Below are 16,015 nucleotides of genomic sequence, written 5' to 3'. Positions count from 1 at the left end.
CAGGATCCCATGCGGCCGGGCGCGTTCAGGTGCGGGCCGGGACGGCGGCCTCCGAGGCGTCGTCGGGCAGCGGCATCGAGTCCATGAAGGAGCTGACGGAGAACACCGCGCGGCCCGCCCCGGGCGGCCCGTACCCGGGCGGGGACGACAGCCCGTGGCTGTCCAGCGCGTCCTGGTACGTCTCCAGCAGCCGGATGTGGTATTCCAGCGGCGCGCCCTCGGGGTTGGCCTTGCCCAGCGGCGTCGTCGGCTCCGGGCACCAGGTGGTGAACCGCGGCACGACCCCGTGCGACATGAAGAAGTCCAGCCCTTCGCGCGTGGACGCGATGGCCTCGTCGACCGTCGTGAAGCCGAACGGCTCGGCCATCTCCACGCCCGCGACGAAGTTGGGGATGACGTTCGAGGGCCCGAAGACCTCCGCGGAGTCCAGGATGCGGCGGTGCCACTCGTCGCGCCCGACGTAGCGCTCCTTGCCTGGGCAGTACAGCTCGAACAGCCGGCGGTCCCACACCTCGAAGTTGGGGTGGTAGATCTGCGCGCCGTAGTCGCGGAAGCGCTGCACGTCGGCCTTCGGCAGCGCCTGGGCGACGACCTTGCCGATCCAGCGGCCCGGGAAGCGCTCCTCGATGGCCTTGGCGTACTGGCCGTAGAAGTCGGCCTCGTCCTTGCCGCCGATGTGGCGGGTGACGGCGCCGCCGGTCAGGGTGTACGCGGTGGAGGTCTTCGCGGTGTCGTACCGGTCGATGATCTCCAGCGCCTCCAGCACCTCCTCCACCGGCTTCACGCCCGTGTAGGGGCGGCCGGCGGCCTTGTGCTGGCGCCAGTTGTGGTTGATGTCGCAGTACTGGCACTCCTCCTTGGCGCCGAAGTACTGGCAGACGCGGAAGACCGTGAGGTAGATCAGGTAGCCCCACTGGATGGTGGGTGCGACCTCCATCACCGACTTCCCGTTGGCGAGCTTGTGCCGGTAGTAGTCCGGCATCGGCGGCAGGCCGACGTCGGCGATGCGGACACCGTCGAGGTAGAGGCCGAGGGCGCCGTCGTCACCGGGCTTCACGCGGTACGGGGACGAGGGGTTGACCCGTACGGAGACGACGGTGCGGCGCAGGTCGTACGGGCCGCCGGTGAGGACGACCTCCTCCGGCGGGCGGTTCAGGGCGGCGGCGCCCAGCTCGGGGAGCGTGCCGTGGTCGAAGGAGAAGATGAAGTACGACTTCGGCTTCACCTCGCCGCTGCCGTCCTCGCCCGCGCCGCTGAGCGCGGAGTCGTCGAAGGCCATCCCGCCGCGCAGCAGGTCTTCCTTGATGACGGCTTCTCTGGGCACGTTCGGGAAGCGGGCCATCAGACCCTCGACCAGGTCGGTCCGGCTGCGGCCGGCTGCGGTGGCTGCGGTGGCCATGTAGTTGCTCCTTCCCGGCGTCCGTGGCGGAGCGACGCCGCACCCTCCATTGAACACGGGCGGCCTCCCGTCCCGGGCGCCGGGGGAGCGGACGCGCCGCGTCAGCGGGGACCGGCGGGCACCTGAGGTGCGGAGGTCTCCGCCGCCGGTACGGCTCGTACGGCCACCGCGTCCACCTCGAAGAGCATCTCCGGCAGCGCCAGCGCCGCCACCCCGACGAGCGTCTGCGCGGGCAGCGAGTCGCCCCACACCCGGTGCAGCGCGGCGAGGACGGTCTCCAGCCGCTCGTGGTCGTGGCCGACGACGTACGTGCCGAGGCGCACCACGTCCTCCACGCCGAGCCCGGCCGCCGCCAGTGCGGTGCGGAGGTTGGCGAAGGACTGCTCGACCTGGGTGGCGAAGTCGGCGGACACGACGGCTCCGGTCGGGTCGGAGGCGTACTGGCCGGCGACGAAGACCGGCTCGCCGGGCGCGGCGGCGACGTGGCTGTAGCCGTATCCGGTCGGGTCGTGGAGCTGCGGGGGGTTGAGGAGTGTGCGTGTCATGGCGGGTATTTCCTTTCGGGTGAATTCGGGGCGGGTGCGGGGACCGGGGACGCTGCCGGGCGGGGTCACGGCGTGCCGGGCGGCGCGGCGGCCGGGTTGGCGGCGCGGGCGGCGGCGGGCGGTATTCGGGTCGTACGGGTGCACAGGACTACCGCCGCCAGGGTGAGTACCGCCCCCGCCGCGGGCGCCGCCCCCAGCGCGACCGTGTCGACGAGCACGCCCCCGAGCGCCGCCCCCGCGGCGATGGAGAGGCAGAAGGCGGCGACGTACAGCGAGGTGGCCGCCTCCGCCGCGTGCGGCGCCGCGGCCAGGAACCACGACTGCAGGCCGACCGAGACGCCCCCGTACGCCAGCCCCCAGCCGGCGAGCAGCAGCACGCCGGGCACCGCTCCCCCGCCGGCTGCCGGGCCGACCGGGTCGGGCAGCGCGGGCAGCAGCGCCGGGGCCGCCAGCGCGGCGGCGAGCCCGGCGGCGAGGGTGAGCACGGTCCGCCGCGGGTTGCGGGCGGCGGCCGCGCCGGCCAGGAAGTTGCCGGCCAGCCCGGCGGCCCCGGAGCCGAGCAGCAGGACGCCGACGAGGCCGTCCCCGACGCCGTAGCGCTCCTGGAGGACGGGCCGGACGAAGGTGTACGCGAGGAAGTGCCCGGTGACGAGGAGCACCGTCAGCGCCAGGCCGGCCCGTACCGCCGGGCTCTCCCGCGGCAGCCGGACGAGGTCGGCGGGGCGCAGCCCGCGCTCGGCGGGCAGCCGCGGGAGCAGCAGCACCAGGGCGGCGAGCACGGCCAGGGCCAGCGCGCCCACGAGGGCGAAGGCGACGCGCCAGCCGCCGAGTTCGCCGGTGAGCGTGCCGGCCGGGACGCCGAGTACGGAGGCGGCCGAGACGCCGCCGAAGATGACGGCAGTGGCCCGCGGCACCTCGCGTTCCGGTACGAGCCGCAGCGCGAGCCCGCCGGCGAACGCCCAGAAGCCGCCGATGCTCACGCCCAGCAGCACGCGGGCGGCGAGCACGACGGCGAAGTGCCCGGCGAGCGCGGAGGCCGCGTGCGCGGCGACGACCAGGGCCATCAGCCCGGCCAGCACCAGGCGCCGGTCGGCGCGGCCTGCGGCCACCGTGAGCAGCGGGGCGGAGACGGCGGCGACCAGGCCGGGGACGGTGACCATGAGGCCGGCGGTGCCCGCGGAGACGTCCAGGTCACGGCCGACCGGGGTGAGCAGTCCGACGGGCAGCAGCTCCGCGGTCATCACGGTGAAGATCCCGAGCGTGACCGCGGCGACGGCGAGCCGGCCACGGACGGCGGAGCGCGCGGGCGCCCGCGGCGCCGCGGCGGCCCCCGCCGCCCCGGTCCGATTGTTCTGGATATTCGACATCCAGAATTACTCCCTGCTCCGGCACCGCCGGTCCGTATCCGAAAAGTCCGTCAGCCGTTCGCGAGCCAGCGCCGCAGCCGCTCGGGCGCGGCGGGCGCCTGCGCCTCCGCCTGCTCCCGGACGTCCTCCAGCGTCTGCCCGGCCAGCTCCCGGCGCCACGCCAGCTCGGCGCGCGCCATCGCGTGCGCGAAGGCGCACGGCAGCCGGTAGCTCGCGGGCGCGCCGCCGCCGGGCCCCTGCTGCCGGATCTCCGTGCAGCGGAACGCCTCGTCGGAGCCCTCGATGGCGGCGACGACGTCCATCAGCGTGATCTGCGCGAGCGGCCGGACGAGCCGGAAGCCGCCGCGCGGTCCGGACGCGGAGGCGACGATGCCGGCGCGGACGAGGGCCTGGAGCTGCTTGTTGAGGTACGGGGCGGGGAGTTCGTGGTACGCCGCGAGGCGGGCCGCCGTCACCGGGCGGTCGGGGCCCGCCCACGCCAGGTTCAGGCAGCTGTGCAGCGCCCACTCGACGCCCTCGGTCATCCTCATGATTCTGGATATTAAAGCTCCAGGATTACCAACGCAAGCAGGAGAACTGCGGAGCAGTGGATAGGTACAGCACACCGTCGGACATCGCGACTAAGCGCCCAAGTCGGTTACTTTTCAGCACAACTGACTTTAGCGGCACACACTCAAATGGCGGATCAAATCCGGATACTCCGGCTACTGTTCTCCTCAAGTCGCAGCAGCGAGAGGGGAGTAGCTCGGATGGGGCCGATGAAGAAGATCCCGGGACAGCGCAGTCCGGTGGAGTGTGCGCGCGCCTTGGACCAGGCACTTGAGGCCCAGCGGGCCCGGACCGCGCTGGTCCGGGCGATCAAGAACGGGGAGGTCGACTGCGTACAGGCGCTGGAGCGCGCGGCGCGGGACGCCCTGGCCGGGGACATGCTGGCGAAGGACTTCCTGCTGGCGCTGCCGGGGGTGGGGCCGGCGCAGACGGCGAAGCTGATGGCGAGGCTGGGCCTGTCCGACACCCGCAGGCTCCGCAGCCTGGCGCCGGTGCAGCGCGAGCTGATCGGCGCGGCGGTCCGGAGCTGACCTCCCGCCGGGTGCGGGAGGTCCAGGGGGCAGGGCCGGCGTGGCGCCGCCGGCCCGCGCGGGTTCCCGGACAGCCCTAGGCGTGGGGGCCCACCTCCACCCGGCCCACCGTCAGCTCCGCCCGGCCCTCCATGATCTCCCCCAGCCGCGCCACCTCGGCCTCCAGCTCCCGCCTGCGCGGCGCCGGCAGGCGGTCGAGCGGTTCGACGGTGACGGTGATCCGGCGGCCCGAGCGGCGCTGGTGCCAGACGCCCGCGGCCTCGCCGTCGACCAGCAGCACCGGGAAGTTGCCCGCCTGGCCGCCGGCGAGGGCGCGCTCGTAGGCCCGCCCGGGGAAGAGGAGTTCGCGGGGGCGGCAGGCGATCCCGTACGCGTCGAAGTACGGCAGCAGCCGCACCCCGCGCGGCGGTTCGGCCGGCGCCGCCACGTCCCCGGCCACCACCCACGACGGCACCCCGGCCAGCTCCACCGGCTCGATCTCGGCCGCCTTCGCCCGCGCCGCGAAGAGGTCGCGGGCCCAGCCGGCGGGGGCGGCGAGCCAGCGGGCGAAGTCCTGCGGGGTGGCGGGGCCGTAGGCGTACAGGTAGCGGCGCAGGAGCGCGCCGGGCGCCTCGTCGGGGGCCGCGGGCGTGAAGCCGGGCAGCCAGCGCTGCGGGCTCGTGTACGTGACCTTCCGGCCGCGGTTCGGGCCGAAGCACAGCGCGCCGCGGTGCGCGGCCAGCGCGGTGGCCGCACGCCAGCGCGGCCACTTCGTCTGGAACGCCTCCATCACCGGGTCCGCCGCCCACGACCCGGCGCGTTCGGCGATGGCGTCGGTCAGCTCGTCGACGGTCAGCTCCGCGTGGGCGAGGGCGTCGGCCGCGGCGGCGACGACGGCGTCGGCCTGGCCGCGGGTGAGCAGGCCGAGGGTGCCGCCGCCGTTGCCGGAGCCGGCGGGCAGGGCGCCGAGGGCGCCGGTCCACAGCGGCAGGTCGGCGGCGGGGAGCAGGTGGATGGTGCCGCGGGGGCCGAAGGTCTTCACCACGGTGCGGTCGTCCCACAGCGCGCGGCGCACGTCGGCGCGGGTGGCGCCGGGGATGCGCATGCCGACGGACAGCTCGGCGGCGGAGAGCACCTGGGCCTGGGCGCCGCAGAGGGTACGGAGGACGGCGGCGGGGGTGCCGTCGGGCAGGTCACCGGCGGGGCCGCCGTCCGCGGGAGCGCCGTCCGCGGGGGCGGGGCCCCGGGTGCCGCCCGGGGAGCCGGCGTCGGGAGAACTGCCGCCCGCGGAGCCGCCGTCCGCTTCCCGGCCGCCCTCCGGCGCCACCCGCGCCGCCAGCCCGCTGCGCGCCAGCCGCCGCGCGCTGGCCTGCGCCCACGTCATCGTCCGCGTACCCATCCGCCGTCTCTCCCCACTGCCGCCGGCCTGACGAGCCGACCGTAGGACGACTTCCGGTCAGATACTGTCCGCAACCCCGGCCGGCGCCTCGCCGATCTCCTTTACCACCGGCCCCACCCGCACACAGCCGTTTCCCGCGGAATCGTCCCGCTCACCCGCTCCCCCACCACACTGGAGTCACGGTCGGCGCACGGGGCAGCGGCGCGGGCCGAGGAGGTGGTCGCCGATGGCATGTGGCTCGTGGAACTCCCGCCGTTGCAAGACCGGCAAGACCAGGCGCTACTGGCGCACGCCCGCGCCGAGACGCTGCGCCGCGCCCACGAGACCTCCCGCGCGCGACCGGAGGTGCGTGGCCCCGGGCGGCCGGCCGCGCAGCGGCTGCCGCTGAAGCCGGCCCGCACCGGGCTCCGCACCCGGCCGGCAGGCCTACGGCGGCCCGCCGCCCACCAGGCGACCGCCGGTCGCCCCGTCAGTCCAGCACCGCCGTCGCCTCGACCTCGACCAGCAGGTCGGGCTCCCCCAGGGCCGCGACCCCGAGCAGGGTGATCGGCTTGACCGGGTCCACGCCGAGCTTCGCCGCCGCCCGGTTCACGCCCTCGCCCAGCAGCGGCATCTTCTCCGGGCTCCAGTCGACGACGTAGACGGTCAGCTTCGCCACGTCGTCGAAGGTGCCGCCGACCCCGGCCAGGGCGGTGGCGACGTTGAGATAGCTCTGCTCGACCTGGGCGGCCAGGTCGCCCTCGCCCACGGGCAGGCCCTCGGCGTCGCGGGCGACCTGGCCCGCGAGGAACACGAGCCTCGACCCGGTGGCGACCGACAACTGCCGGTAGACCTCGGGCTTCGGCAGCCCCTCGGGATTGACCAGCGTCACGGACATGAACGGCCCCTTCCTCGCGCCTCTCCCGGCACTATACATAGCAGTGTTATGTATAGTGCACGGTCATGGCACGGACGAAGGACCCGGCGGTGCGCGCCCTGCTGCTGGAGCGGGCCGCACACATGCTCCGTACGAGAGCGCCCGTCACCCTCCGCACCCTGGTCGCCGGCACAGGCGTCTCGACGATGGCCGTCTACACCTACTTCGGCGGCATGGACGGGCTGTGGCGGGCGCTGCGGCAGGAGGGCTTCAGCCGGCTGACCGCCCGGCTGGCGGCCGTCGACACGACCGCGGACGCGGTCCGCGACCTCGCCGCGCTGGGGGCCGCGTACCTGGTCAACGCGGTGGAGGGCCCCGACCTCTACCGCATCATGTTCGACGCGGGCTTCGACCTCGAGGACCCCGGCGCCGCCGACGAGACCCTGCACACCCTCGTCCGTACCGTCGAACGGGCCACGGCCGACGGGCGCTTCGCCACCGGGACCGACCCGCTCGAACTGGCGACGCAGAGCTGGGCCGTCGGGCACGGGCTCGCGTCGCTCGTCACCTCGGGGCCGCTGCCGCCGGCGGCCCTGGGCCACGGCGTGCCCATGCTGACGGCCCTGTTCACGGCGGCGGGCGACGAGCCGGACCGGTGCCGCGACTCGGTCGCGCAGGGCTGGGCCGGCCTGCGGGCGGCGGCACCGTGACCGGCACGCCGCGGCCCTGTCCGCAGCGGCCCGGTCCGCAACGGCCCGGTCCGCAACGGCAAGGTACGCCGCGGCCCTAGTCCGGGCAGTGCGTGCCGCGGGGCAACTGGTACGGAGCCGAGATGCGGTACGTGCCGGGGCGGGGGGCGTGCAGGCGGGTCCACTCGCCGGCCCTCGTCACACAGCCCTCCAGGTTGACGTAGAGCTGCCCGCTCTCCGACCACTCCCGGACCCCGTCGACGTCCGCCTCGTCCGACCCGTCGCCCTCCAGCACCTCCGGCGCCTCGACGCCCTCGCCGTCCTCGTCGACCAGCCCGAGCCACGGCGAGAAGGGCACCCGCACCAGCACGGGACCCGCGTACTTCACGTCGATGACCAGCTCGCCCTCGTCCGCCCGCCGCACCTCCGCGGGGGCCTCGACGAGCGGCGTCGGGTCGTTCACCCGGAACAGCCGCCAGTTCGCGTCCGCCCAGATCTCCGTCAGGTACGGCTGCCCCGCGGCGACGATCTTCGCCTCCTCGTGCGCGCCGGTGTCCGGCCGGTCCTCCACCGGCAGCACCACGTACCGCACCGCCCAGTTCTTCAGCCAGGCGTGGTACGTCGTCGGGGTCAGGCTGCCGTCGTAGAAGATCTCGTGCCGCTCCAGGTCCGCCTGCCGGTTCCAGCCGCGCGCCAGGCTCACGTACGGCTGGAGCGCGGATGCCTCCCGGTGGCTGCGTGCGGGCACGACCTCGACCCGGCCCGCCTCCGCGTCCACCTGCTGCAACTGGTCCACCAGCGGCGCCAGCTCGCGCGTCCAGGCCGCGGTCGGGCTGGTGAGCACGAGGTCGACCACGGGCTTGACGACCACCCACACGGTGATGGCCGCGAACGCCAGGTACGCCGCCCCCACGGAACGCATCAGCCGCGGCGCCGCGCGCCGCGGGCCCGTCTGCGCGATGACCAGCAGCACCGTGCCGCCGAAGATCAGCGCGAGCCGCTCGATGTTGCTGCCGACCGGCGAGGGGATGACCCACGCGCCGAGGGTGCCGAGGAAGTAGAGCGCCGCGCAGATCCGGACCGTACGCCACGACTCCGGCGCCATCAGCCAGATCAGCGCGGCGGTGATCATCGGCGCCACCGCGGAGATCCACGGCATCGGCATGTTCCCCTGGAACGGGAAGAGCCAGCTCGACAGCGCGACGACCACCGGCGGCGCCGCCCCGAGCAGATACGCCTCGGTGCGCCGCTTCTGCAGGAACAGCCCGGTGGCGACCACCCCGGCGAACAGTCCGGCCACCGGGCTCGCCGCCGTCGCCAGCATGCTGGACAGCACGATCGCCGTCCCGCGCCAGCCGCCGATCCGCCGCCGGCCCTTCTCGTCCGCGCCGTTCCCGTCGGCCTCGTCCTCGTCCTCGTCGTCGCGGTCGCCGGGGAAGACCAGCACGATCGCGACCAGCGCGAAGAGCAGCCCCAGCGCGAACGTCACGCGGCCGGAGGCCGCGTTGCCCACGAGCGCCACGGCGCCGAAGAGCGACGGCACCAGCGGCCGCGGCACCTGCCGGCAGCGGGCGAGGATCAGCGCGAGCACACCGGCGGACAGGGTGCCGGCGAGCACCATGGTCGTCCGCACGCCGAGCACGGCCATCAGATACGGCGAGACGACGCTGTACGAGACCGGGTGCATGCCCCCGTACCAGGCGAAGTTGTACGCCGTGGAGGGATGCCGGCCGGCGAACTCCGCCCAGGCGTCCTGCGCCGCCAGGTCCCCGCCCTCGTTGGCGAGGAGCAGCAGCCACAGGATGTGCAGGACGCCGGCGGCGACGAGGGTGGTGAGCACGGGGCGCTGGGCGAGCCAGCGCAGGTGGGGCCGGAGCCGCTCGGGCGGGGTGAAGCGCAGCCGCCCCGCGAACGGGGCGCGGGTGACGGCGGCGTCGCCGCCGTCGCGGCTCACGTCCGCACCACCGCCGGCAGCGGCGCTGCCGCCACCGCCGTCGCCGGCACTGTCGCCGTCCCCGTCCGCCGTGTCCTTCTCCGCGGAGGTCGCCGGATCGTCGGAGTCCGTGGACGCAGGCTCGGCCCCGCTCGCGGCGGCGCCGGCGGCGGCTCCCTCTGCTGATCGGCTGCCGGCCGCGGCTTCGCGGTCCGGCTGCACGGTGGTCACTGCGACGACTCCCCGTCTTCCTTGGACGTCCCCGGGGGCGGTGCCAGCGACGCTAGCACGGGCGTACGACGCCCCCGGGCGCTAACCGAGCCTGCTGAGCTTCGCCCCTATGCCAGGCTCCGCCATGTCCTCCGCCAGCGCCACCGGCACCCGCACTTCCCCCTGGCCGGAGCCCATCGTCAGCACCCCGACCGCGTCACCCTTCGCACCCTCGTGCGGCACCTCTCCGGAGCGGTCCGTGCCGAGTTCCAGGCCCACCTTCAGCCCGCCCCAGCCCGGCGCGACGACGTCCTCGGTCGCCACCACCGGCGTCGTACCCCCGAGGCCGTCGTCGACCTCGCCGACGACGTCGCCCTTCTTCACGACGGTCATGTCCGTGAGGGCCTTCTCGCCCGCCGCCATCAGCTGGCGGCCGAACTCCATGGCGGTCGGCAGCTGCGGCACCGCGTACTGCCCGAGGACCGCGCCGACGATCAGCTGCTCCTCCCCCGCGACCTTCTTCTCGGTGGCGAAGAGGAAGTTGCCGCCGGCCTTGGTGGTCGAACCGACCTTGATGCCGATGCCGTGCAGCGGAACCATCTTGTTGCTGTTGTCGTGGTCGTCGCCGCGGCTGTCGGTGTAGACGGGCATGGCGACGATCTGCTTGAACAGCGGGTCCTTCATCGCCGCCTTGCCGAGGATCACCTGGTCCTCGGCGGTGGAGACGGTGGTGTCCTTCAGGCCGCTGGGGTCGCTGTAGGTGGTGTCGTCCATGCCGAGTTCCTCGGCGGTCCTGTTCATCTCGTCCACGAACGCCTGCATGTCGCCGTCCGAGTGCCAGCGGGCGAGCAGCCGGGCGACGTTGTTGGCGGAGGCGATGAGCAGGGCCTGCAGCGCTTCCTTCTGGCTGAGCTTCGAGTCCGGGTCCAGCTCGACGGTCGTCTCGCCCTCGGCGCTGAGCGCGGCCTCGTCGACGGCGGTGTCGTCGACCGGGATGGCCGCGCCGTTGCCGCCGGGCTTCATGGGGTGGTCGCGCAGGATGATGTACGCGGTCATGACCTTGGCGACGCTGCCGATCGGCACGGACTTCTGCTTCCCGTACGAGCCGAGGCTGCCGAGCCCCGCGACGTCTATGGACGCCTGGCCCTCGCTGGGCCAGGGCATCTCGGGCGTGCCGCCCTCGAAGGCGTAGCCGGACTCGGCCGTGAGGGTGAGCGCCGGGGCCGGCAGCGGGCGCAGCATCTGGACCACGCCGAGGGCGATCGCGAGCAGGATGACCAGCGGCGTCCAGATCTTCACGCGCCGTACGAGGGTCCGGGTGAGGGTCTCGGGCGGCGGCGGGGTGTTGGTCAGCTCGGCGAGCAGGTCGAGCGGCCGCTTCTCCTCGTACGGCGGGAGGGGCTGCTGCTGCGTCCGCTCCCACCCGGGCGGCGCGTCCGGCCCGCCGGGGGGCGGGGGCGGCGCGGTGGGCCCGCCGGGGGCGGGCGTGGCGGGCGCGGGCGGAGCCGCGGCGGGCTTGGGTGGAGCCGCGGCGGGCTTGGGCGGCGCGGAGTCGGGGGCCGCGGCGGGGGCGGGGACCGCGGAGGGCTTCGGCGGCGCGGGCTGCGCCGTCGGCGCCGGCTGCGCCGGGGGCGCGGCGGGGCGCGGCGGGGCGGCGGCGGGCTTGGGGGGCAGGTCGGAGTCGGTCTTGAGCGGCACGAAGGTGCTGCCGGGCGGCCCGACGAGCTTCCCCACGGGCGGGGTGTCGGCGGGGTCGCCGCCGGCGGCCCCGGGCACGGCGTCGGCGGGCTCGTCCTGGACGGAGCCGTCTTCGTCGTCACCGGACGCGGCCGCGGGTACGGCGTCGCTGGGCTCGTCCTCGACGGCGGGCGCCGCGGGGGCCGAAGCGTCGGTCTTGGTCACCCAGGCGGCGACGGCGGCACGCAGCTGGTCCTCGCCGTCGACCTTGGCGGCGTCGGCCTCGGCGACGAGGCGGAAGCTGGCGGTGGCGGAGTCCTTGGCACCGGATGTGGAGGCGGAGGGGCGGCCGGAGGACCCGGTGGCCGGGGAGTCCCCGGAGGAACCGGACCCGTCGGAGGCGTCACCCCCGGACTCCGCGGCACGGCCGGGGGCGCGATCGCCCTCCACACGCGCCTCAGTCGCCTCAGAGCGGTCGGACCCACCCGAGCCCTCGGGAGCCGGACGAGAGGCGCTCAGAGCGCCCTCAGAGCCCTCCTGGGCCCGCGCCCCCGGCACGGTCCGGCCTGCGGCCGGCGCCGCGGACCGACCGGAGCCCGGCCCCGGAGCGTCCGGAGCGGCGGGGGGAACCCGGAACGTCGTGGTGGCGGTGTCGTCCTGCCCCCGGGACCGGGACGGCGCAGGCACGTCCCCGGCCTTCGGCCCGGACGCGGACCGGGCACCGGAGTCCTCGGCACCCGCCGCGTCCCGGTCCTTCGACCCGGCGGGGCCGGACTCGGCACGGTCGGCAGCCGCCGACGCCCCGGCGTCCGCCGGTCCGTCGTCCTTGGACCGGGAGGAATCCGGCGCGCCGCCATCGGCGGCGGCCGCACCGGCAGACGCACCGTCCACGGCACGCGCGTCGGCGGCCTTGGGCCGGGACGCAGGCCGGGCAGCGGAAGCGTCGGCGTCCGCCGAACCCCCGGCCTTCGGCCGGGGCGCACCCGACTCGGCGCGATCGTCGCCCGTCGCACCGGCAGCCGACCCACGCTCATCAGTCGGCGTACCGCCGCCGTCGGGCACGTCCTCGGCCTTCGGCCGGGAGGGACCCGGCTCGGCGCCGGCGGCGCCCGGTGTTCCGGCAGCGGGCTTGGGCTCGCCTGTTGTCGAACCGGTCTCCGCGGCGCCCCGCGCCGCAGGCTTGTCCGCGGGCTTCGCGGCGGCGCCGCCGGCGGTCGACGGCGACCCGGCGGCAGGCGATCCGCCTGACTTCGGGCGGGACGGGCCAGCTGCGTCCGCGGCCGGGGCCGCGGACTCCGCGGCGGGTGCCGGCGTTGCGCTCTTCGGAGCCGTGGGCTTCGCGTCGGGGGTCTTGCCTCGTGCCGCCTGGCCGGTGCCGGCCGAGCCGGTCTTCTTGGCGCCGTCGGCCTTCGGGCCGGTCTTCGCCTTGGGGGCGGCCCCGCCCCGCGTACGGGGCTTCGCCTTCGCGCCGGAGCCCTCCGCCGGCTTCGCCGGATCGGCTTCCGCCGCCTGCGCCCCGGACGTCCTGCCGTCCCCGTCCGCGGACTTCGCCGCCCCGCCCCGCTTGCGGGCAGGTGCCGCCTCGCCGCCCTTCGGGCGGGATCCGGCCGTGCTCTCCGCCGTGCCGTCCTCGTCCGCGGGCCTGCCCGCCCTGCCGGTCTTCGCTGCCGGCTCCGCCTCGGCCTTCGGGCCCGAGGCATCAGCGGCGTCGCTCTCGGGTGCCTTGTCGCGCCCCGCCGCGGACTTGGCCTTCGGACGGGGCCGCGCCGTCTTCGCGCCCCCGGAGGGCTGCGCGCCGCCGTCCTCGGCGGCCTCCGCGCCGTCCTCGCCATCCGCCGCCGCCCCAGGCGCAGTTCGCTCCGCCGGCTCGGCGTCCGACTGGGACTGGGCGGGAACCGGCGCGGAGGCGGGGGCGTTGTCGGTGGGGGACGTGAACGCCAGGCGCGGGTCACGTTCGCCGTCCGGGTCCCGCGCGTCGCGCGGCTCGCGTTCGTCCACGGTCGCCGACCCCGACGGTTGCTGCTCCTCGGGCCTCCCGGGGGACTCGACCGCCACCGACTTCCTCCTCCTGCGTCACAACCGCACAACCGCGTCAACCATGGCGTGGCCACCCACCCTACGGGGACGCAGCCGTCTCTCGCCCGTACCTGGGAGACGAGAACGACATACCTACAGGTTCCCGTCCAAAGCACCCACGCACTCTCGACAGACCAATGTGAGAGGCGTCACCCTGTCATTCATCCACGCGGGGAGGCATGGATGGGCAGGAGCCGCAGAACACTTCCGGAGGAGCTTCTGCTGCTGGCACTGGACCCGGCCACGGGTACCACTGCGCAGCCGCAGTCGCTCGACCTCGGCCTGGCAGGAGCACAGCTCGTCGAGCTCGCTCTGGCCGGGCGAATAGCCCCGGACGGGGATCGTATCGCCGTGATACTTCCGCGTCCGACCGGGGACCCCACTTTGGACACAGCGCTGGAGTTGCTGCGTCGCCGGGGCAGTCCCGTGCGCGCGGTGAACTGGATAGGCGGGCCACGTCTGGGGTTGCGCCAGACGTATCTCGCTCATCTGGAGCGCTGCGGCATGGTGCATGCCGTGGAGAGCCAAATGTGCGGGGTCCTACCAACCACTCGATATCAGGCAACCGACACCGCCATCAGCCGGGAGATACGTGCCCGGCTGGACAGCGCGATCCGCACCGGCGTCCCGCCGGACCCGCGGACCGCGGCGCTTGCCGCACTGGCCCACGCGGTCGGGCTCGGCAAGCATCTCTACCCCGGGAACGAGGGGCGCTCCGCGCGCTCCCGGCTCCGGGATCTGATCAGGCACGACCCGATGGGCGGTCTGGTGGCGCACGCCGTGATGGACGTGCAGAACGGCGTCACCGCTCAGCCGCGGCGCACTTCCGGAGGAGGCAGCCGTCCCGCGGCTCGTCCGCCGGCTGTCGCGCAGCCGGCCGGAGTTCCCGCGGGGTCCCGCCGCGCGGGGATGATCCGGACGGCCGCGGTGCGCTGAGCCCGCCCGACGGCCGCGAGCAGCGCCGAGCCCGTACGCGATCTTCCGCGTACGGGCCAGGCGTCGCACGCCGGTGCGCCGGGCCGGGAACGGGAGCCGCAACAGTGCAGGGCCCTGTCCGGTCGAGTGGCCTCGACCGGCGGGGCCCTGCCGTGCGTTGCCCCGGGGCCGCGCGGGCCGCGTGATGCGCCCCCGGCCGCCCCACGGCCGTCCCCGGCCGCGCCCTCGCCGCACCCCCTTGCCTCGTGCCACCGCCGCATCTCATCGCCGCGTTCCGTGACCACGACAGGCATATGCCGCCCGTGCGGCGCACATTGTGGGCCAAACCTTTGCCCTCTGCGGCCATTTCGCGACGATCGCAGCGGCGCACACTCCGTCGGTGGCAGGCTGCACCCAGTAATGAGATACGTCCGTACGCGGATTACGCACCCGGAGGTGCAACTCCCTTGGCGTCCAACGTCAACCCCACGGTCAGGCGGCGCCGCCTCGGCCAGGAGCTGCGCAGGCTGCGCGAGCAGAAGAACATGACCGCGGAACAGGTCGCGGACCGGCTGCTGGTCTCGCAGTCGAAGATCAGCCGGCTGGAGAACGGCCGGCGCAGCATCAGCCAGCGCGACGTACGCGACCTGTGCGGGGTGTACGAGGTGGACGACGAGCAGATCGTCAACTCCCTGATGCAGATGGCGCGGGAATCCCGCCAGCAGGGCTGGTGGAACGCCTTCGGGGACGTGCCGTACAGCGTCTACATCGGTCTGGAGACCGCCGCCGCCTCGCTCCGCATCTACCAGTCGCTCGTCGTTCCGGGACTGCTCCAGACGCGCACCTACGCGGAGGCCGTCATCGCCGGCAGTTCGCCGGAGGTGACCCCCGCTGACGTCGAGAAGCGGGTGAACGTGCGGATGCGGCGGCAGGACCGGATAAGGGAGACGGAGCAGCCGCTGCGGCTGTGGGCCGTGTTCGACGAGGCCGCGCTGCGCCGCGTGGTGGGCAACGAGCAGATCATGCGCGAGCAGCTGGACCACCTCGTCGAGGTGTCGGAGCTGCCGCACGTCACTGTGCAGGTGCTGCCCTTCGAGACGGGCGCACACCCGGGCGTGACGGGGCAGTACGCCATCCTGGAGTTCCCCGAGGAGTCCGACTCCAGCGTGATCTATCTGGAGGGCGTCACCAGCGATCTCTACCTGGAGAAGAGCGACGACGTCCACAACTACAGCATGATGTACGAACATTTGCGGGCACAGGCACTCAATCCCGAGCAGACCCGGAAATTCATCGTGGACAGGGCGAAGAACTACGCCCGCTGATATTCGCGTGCGCGTCCGGGTATCCCGAAACGGAGGCACGGTACACCCGTACCGGGACGCACCGGAAGGGCAGCGGCCTTTCGCCATCCGGTTGAGTGAAAGCTCCCTGACCGGTGGGTTGTTGGGCGGTAGCGTCTCGGCGTCGGGCCGGGGCGTCGACAACACTCCGGCCTGGAACGGGCAGGGAAGAAGTTGAGTACTTCACCAACCGGAGAGAACATGGCAATCGAACTCGGCGCCACCGGCGCCTGGACCAAATCGACCTATTCCGCGGGCAACGGCGAGTGCATCGAGGTGCGTTCGACCGCTCCCGGACTTGTCTCTGTGCGCGACTCCAAGGTCCCGGACGGACCCGTCCTGGACTTCGCCCCCGACTCGTGGGCCGCATTCGTGGCCGAGGCCGCCGGCGGTGCATTTCGCCACGAGTGACCGCGGGTGATTCCGTGCACGCCACGACCGTGTGACGCAGCCCCGGAATCACACCGCCGCACCTTCGATGGCCCTCTCGACTGGCACGCCGTCCCGGCCGAGAGGGCTCGGCCTTTCCCCACAGGCCCCGAACGACG

Annotated in this window: 13 protein-coding genes; 5 read left to right on the top strand and 8 right to left on the bottom strand. The window is 74.3% G+C overall.

Translation table 11 applies throughout. From position 1 onward, the window contains the following. Positions 1-25: 25 nt before the first annotated feature. The 4 genes from LG396_RS26860 to LG396_RS26845 form a co-directional block, all read right to left on the bottom strand. Positions 26-1,399: a radical SAM protein gene (locus LG396_RS26860; protein WP_225796734.1), complete on the bottom strand. Its 1,374-nt coding sequence runs from the start codon at positions 1,397-1,399 to the stop codon at positions 26-28. 101 nt (positions 1,400-1,500) lie between these two features. Continuing rightward, the gene (locus LG396_RS26855) at positions 1,501-1,944 is read right to left on the bottom strand and encodes a RidA family protein (RefSeq protein WP_225796733.1); all 444 of its coding nucleotides are present in this window, start codon (positions 1,942-1,944) and stop codon (positions 1,501-1,503) included. Between the two features lie 65 nt (positions 1,945-2,009). Next, complete coding sequence (locus LG396_RS26850; protein ID WP_225796732.1) at positions 2,010-3,311, bottom strand: MFS transporter; 1,302 nt, start codon at positions 3,309-3,311, stop codon at positions 2,010-2,012. 50 nt (positions 3,312-3,361) lie between these two features. Beyond that, positions 3,362-3,835 carry an RrF2 family transcriptional regulator gene (locus LG396_RS26845; RefSeq protein ID WP_225796834.1) on the bottom strand — a complete coding sequence of 158 codons (474 nt, stop codon included), beginning with the start codon at positions 3,833-3,835 and terminating at the stop codon, positions 3,362-3,364. Between the two features lie 225 nt (positions 3,836-4,060). Here LG396_RS26845 and mihF point away from each other — a divergent pair, with 225 nt between their 5' ends. Next, a complete protein-coding gene (gene mihF / locus LG396_RS26840) occupies positions 4,061-4,390 on the top strand; it encodes an integration host factor, actinobacterial type (RefSeq protein ID WP_018839098.1) in 330 nt (109 codons plus the stop codon). Between the two features lie 76 nt (positions 4,391-4,466). Here the strand turns inward: mihF and LG396_RS26835 are convergent, their stop codons facing one another. Together LG396_RS26835 and LG396_RS26830 are read right to left on the bottom strand one after the other, a co-directional pair. Next, the gene (locus LG396_RS26835; RefSeq protein WP_225796730.1) at positions 4,467-5,768 is read right to left on the bottom strand and encodes a winged helix DNA-binding domain-containing protein; all 1,302 of its coding nucleotides are present in this window, start codon (positions 5,766-5,768) and stop codon (positions 4,467-4,469) included. Between the two features lie 469 nt (positions 5,769-6,237). Beyond that, positions 6,238-6,645 carry a RidA family protein gene (locus LG396_RS26830; protein WP_018839096.1) on the bottom strand — a complete coding sequence of 136 codons (408 nt, stop codon included), beginning with the start codon at positions 6,643-6,645 and terminating at the stop codon, positions 6,238-6,240. Positions 6,646-6,710: 65 nt separating this feature from the next. On the opposite strand from LG396_RS26830, the gene LG396_RS26825 reads away from it, so the two are divergent. Then, positions 6,711-7,334: a TetR/AcrR family transcriptional regulator gene (locus tag LG396_RS26825; protein ID WP_225796729.1), complete on the top strand. Its 624-nt coding sequence runs from the start codon at positions 6,711-6,713 to the stop codon at positions 7,332-7,334. Positions 7,335-7,410: 76 nt separating this feature from the next. On the opposite strand, the gene LG396_RS26820 is transcribed toward LG396_RS26825, so the two are convergent. Both LG396_RS26820 and LG396_RS39815 read right to left on the bottom strand, forming a co-directional pair. Continuing rightward, positions 7,411-9,477, bottom strand: coding sequence for a DUF8823 domain-containing protein (locus tag LG396_RS26820; RefSeq protein ID WP_225796728.1), 2,067 nt, complete (start codon positions 9,475-9,477; stop codon positions 7,411-7,413). Between the two features lie 81 nt (positions 9,478-9,558). After that, positions 9,559-13,188: a D-alanyl-D-alanine carboxypeptidase gene (locus LG396_RS39815; protein ID WP_225796727.1), complete on the bottom strand. Its 3,630-nt coding sequence runs from the start codon at positions 13,186-13,188 to the stop codon at positions 9,559-9,561. Positions 13,189-13,392: 204 nt separating this feature from the next. On the opposite strand from LG396_RS39815, the gene LG396_RS26810 reads away from it, so the two are divergent. The 3 genes from LG396_RS26810 to LG396_RS26800 all read left to right on the top strand — a co-directional run bounded on the left by LG396_RS26810 (position 13,393) and on the right by LG396_RS26800 (position 15,878). Continuing rightward, a complete protein-coding gene (locus LG396_RS26810; protein WP_037745529.1) occupies positions 13,393-14,145 on the top strand; it encodes a GOLPH3/VPS74 family protein in 753 nt (250 codons plus the stop codon). Between the two features lie 446 nt (positions 14,146-14,591). Then, positions 14,592-15,449: a helix-turn-helix domain-containing protein gene (locus LG396_RS26805; RefSeq protein WP_037745526.1), complete on the top strand. Its 858-nt coding sequence runs from the start codon at positions 14,592-14,594 to the stop codon at positions 15,447-15,449. A 219-nt stretch (positions 15,450-15,668) separates the two neighbouring features. Continuing rightward, positions 15,669-15,878: a DUF397 domain-containing protein gene (locus tag LG396_RS26800; protein ID WP_018839091.1), complete on the top strand. Its 210-nt coding sequence runs from the start codon at positions 15,669-15,671 to the stop codon at positions 15,876-15,878. Positions 15,879-16,015: the final 137 nt, after the last annotated feature.

This window comes from Streptomyces aculeolatus (genome assembly GCF_020400605.1).
Taxonomy (GTDB): Bacteria; Actinomycetota; Actinomycetes; order Streptomycetales; family Streptomycetaceae; genus Streptomyces; species Streptomyces aculeolatus.
This window is presented reverse-complemented; position numbering and strand designations above follow the sequence as displayed.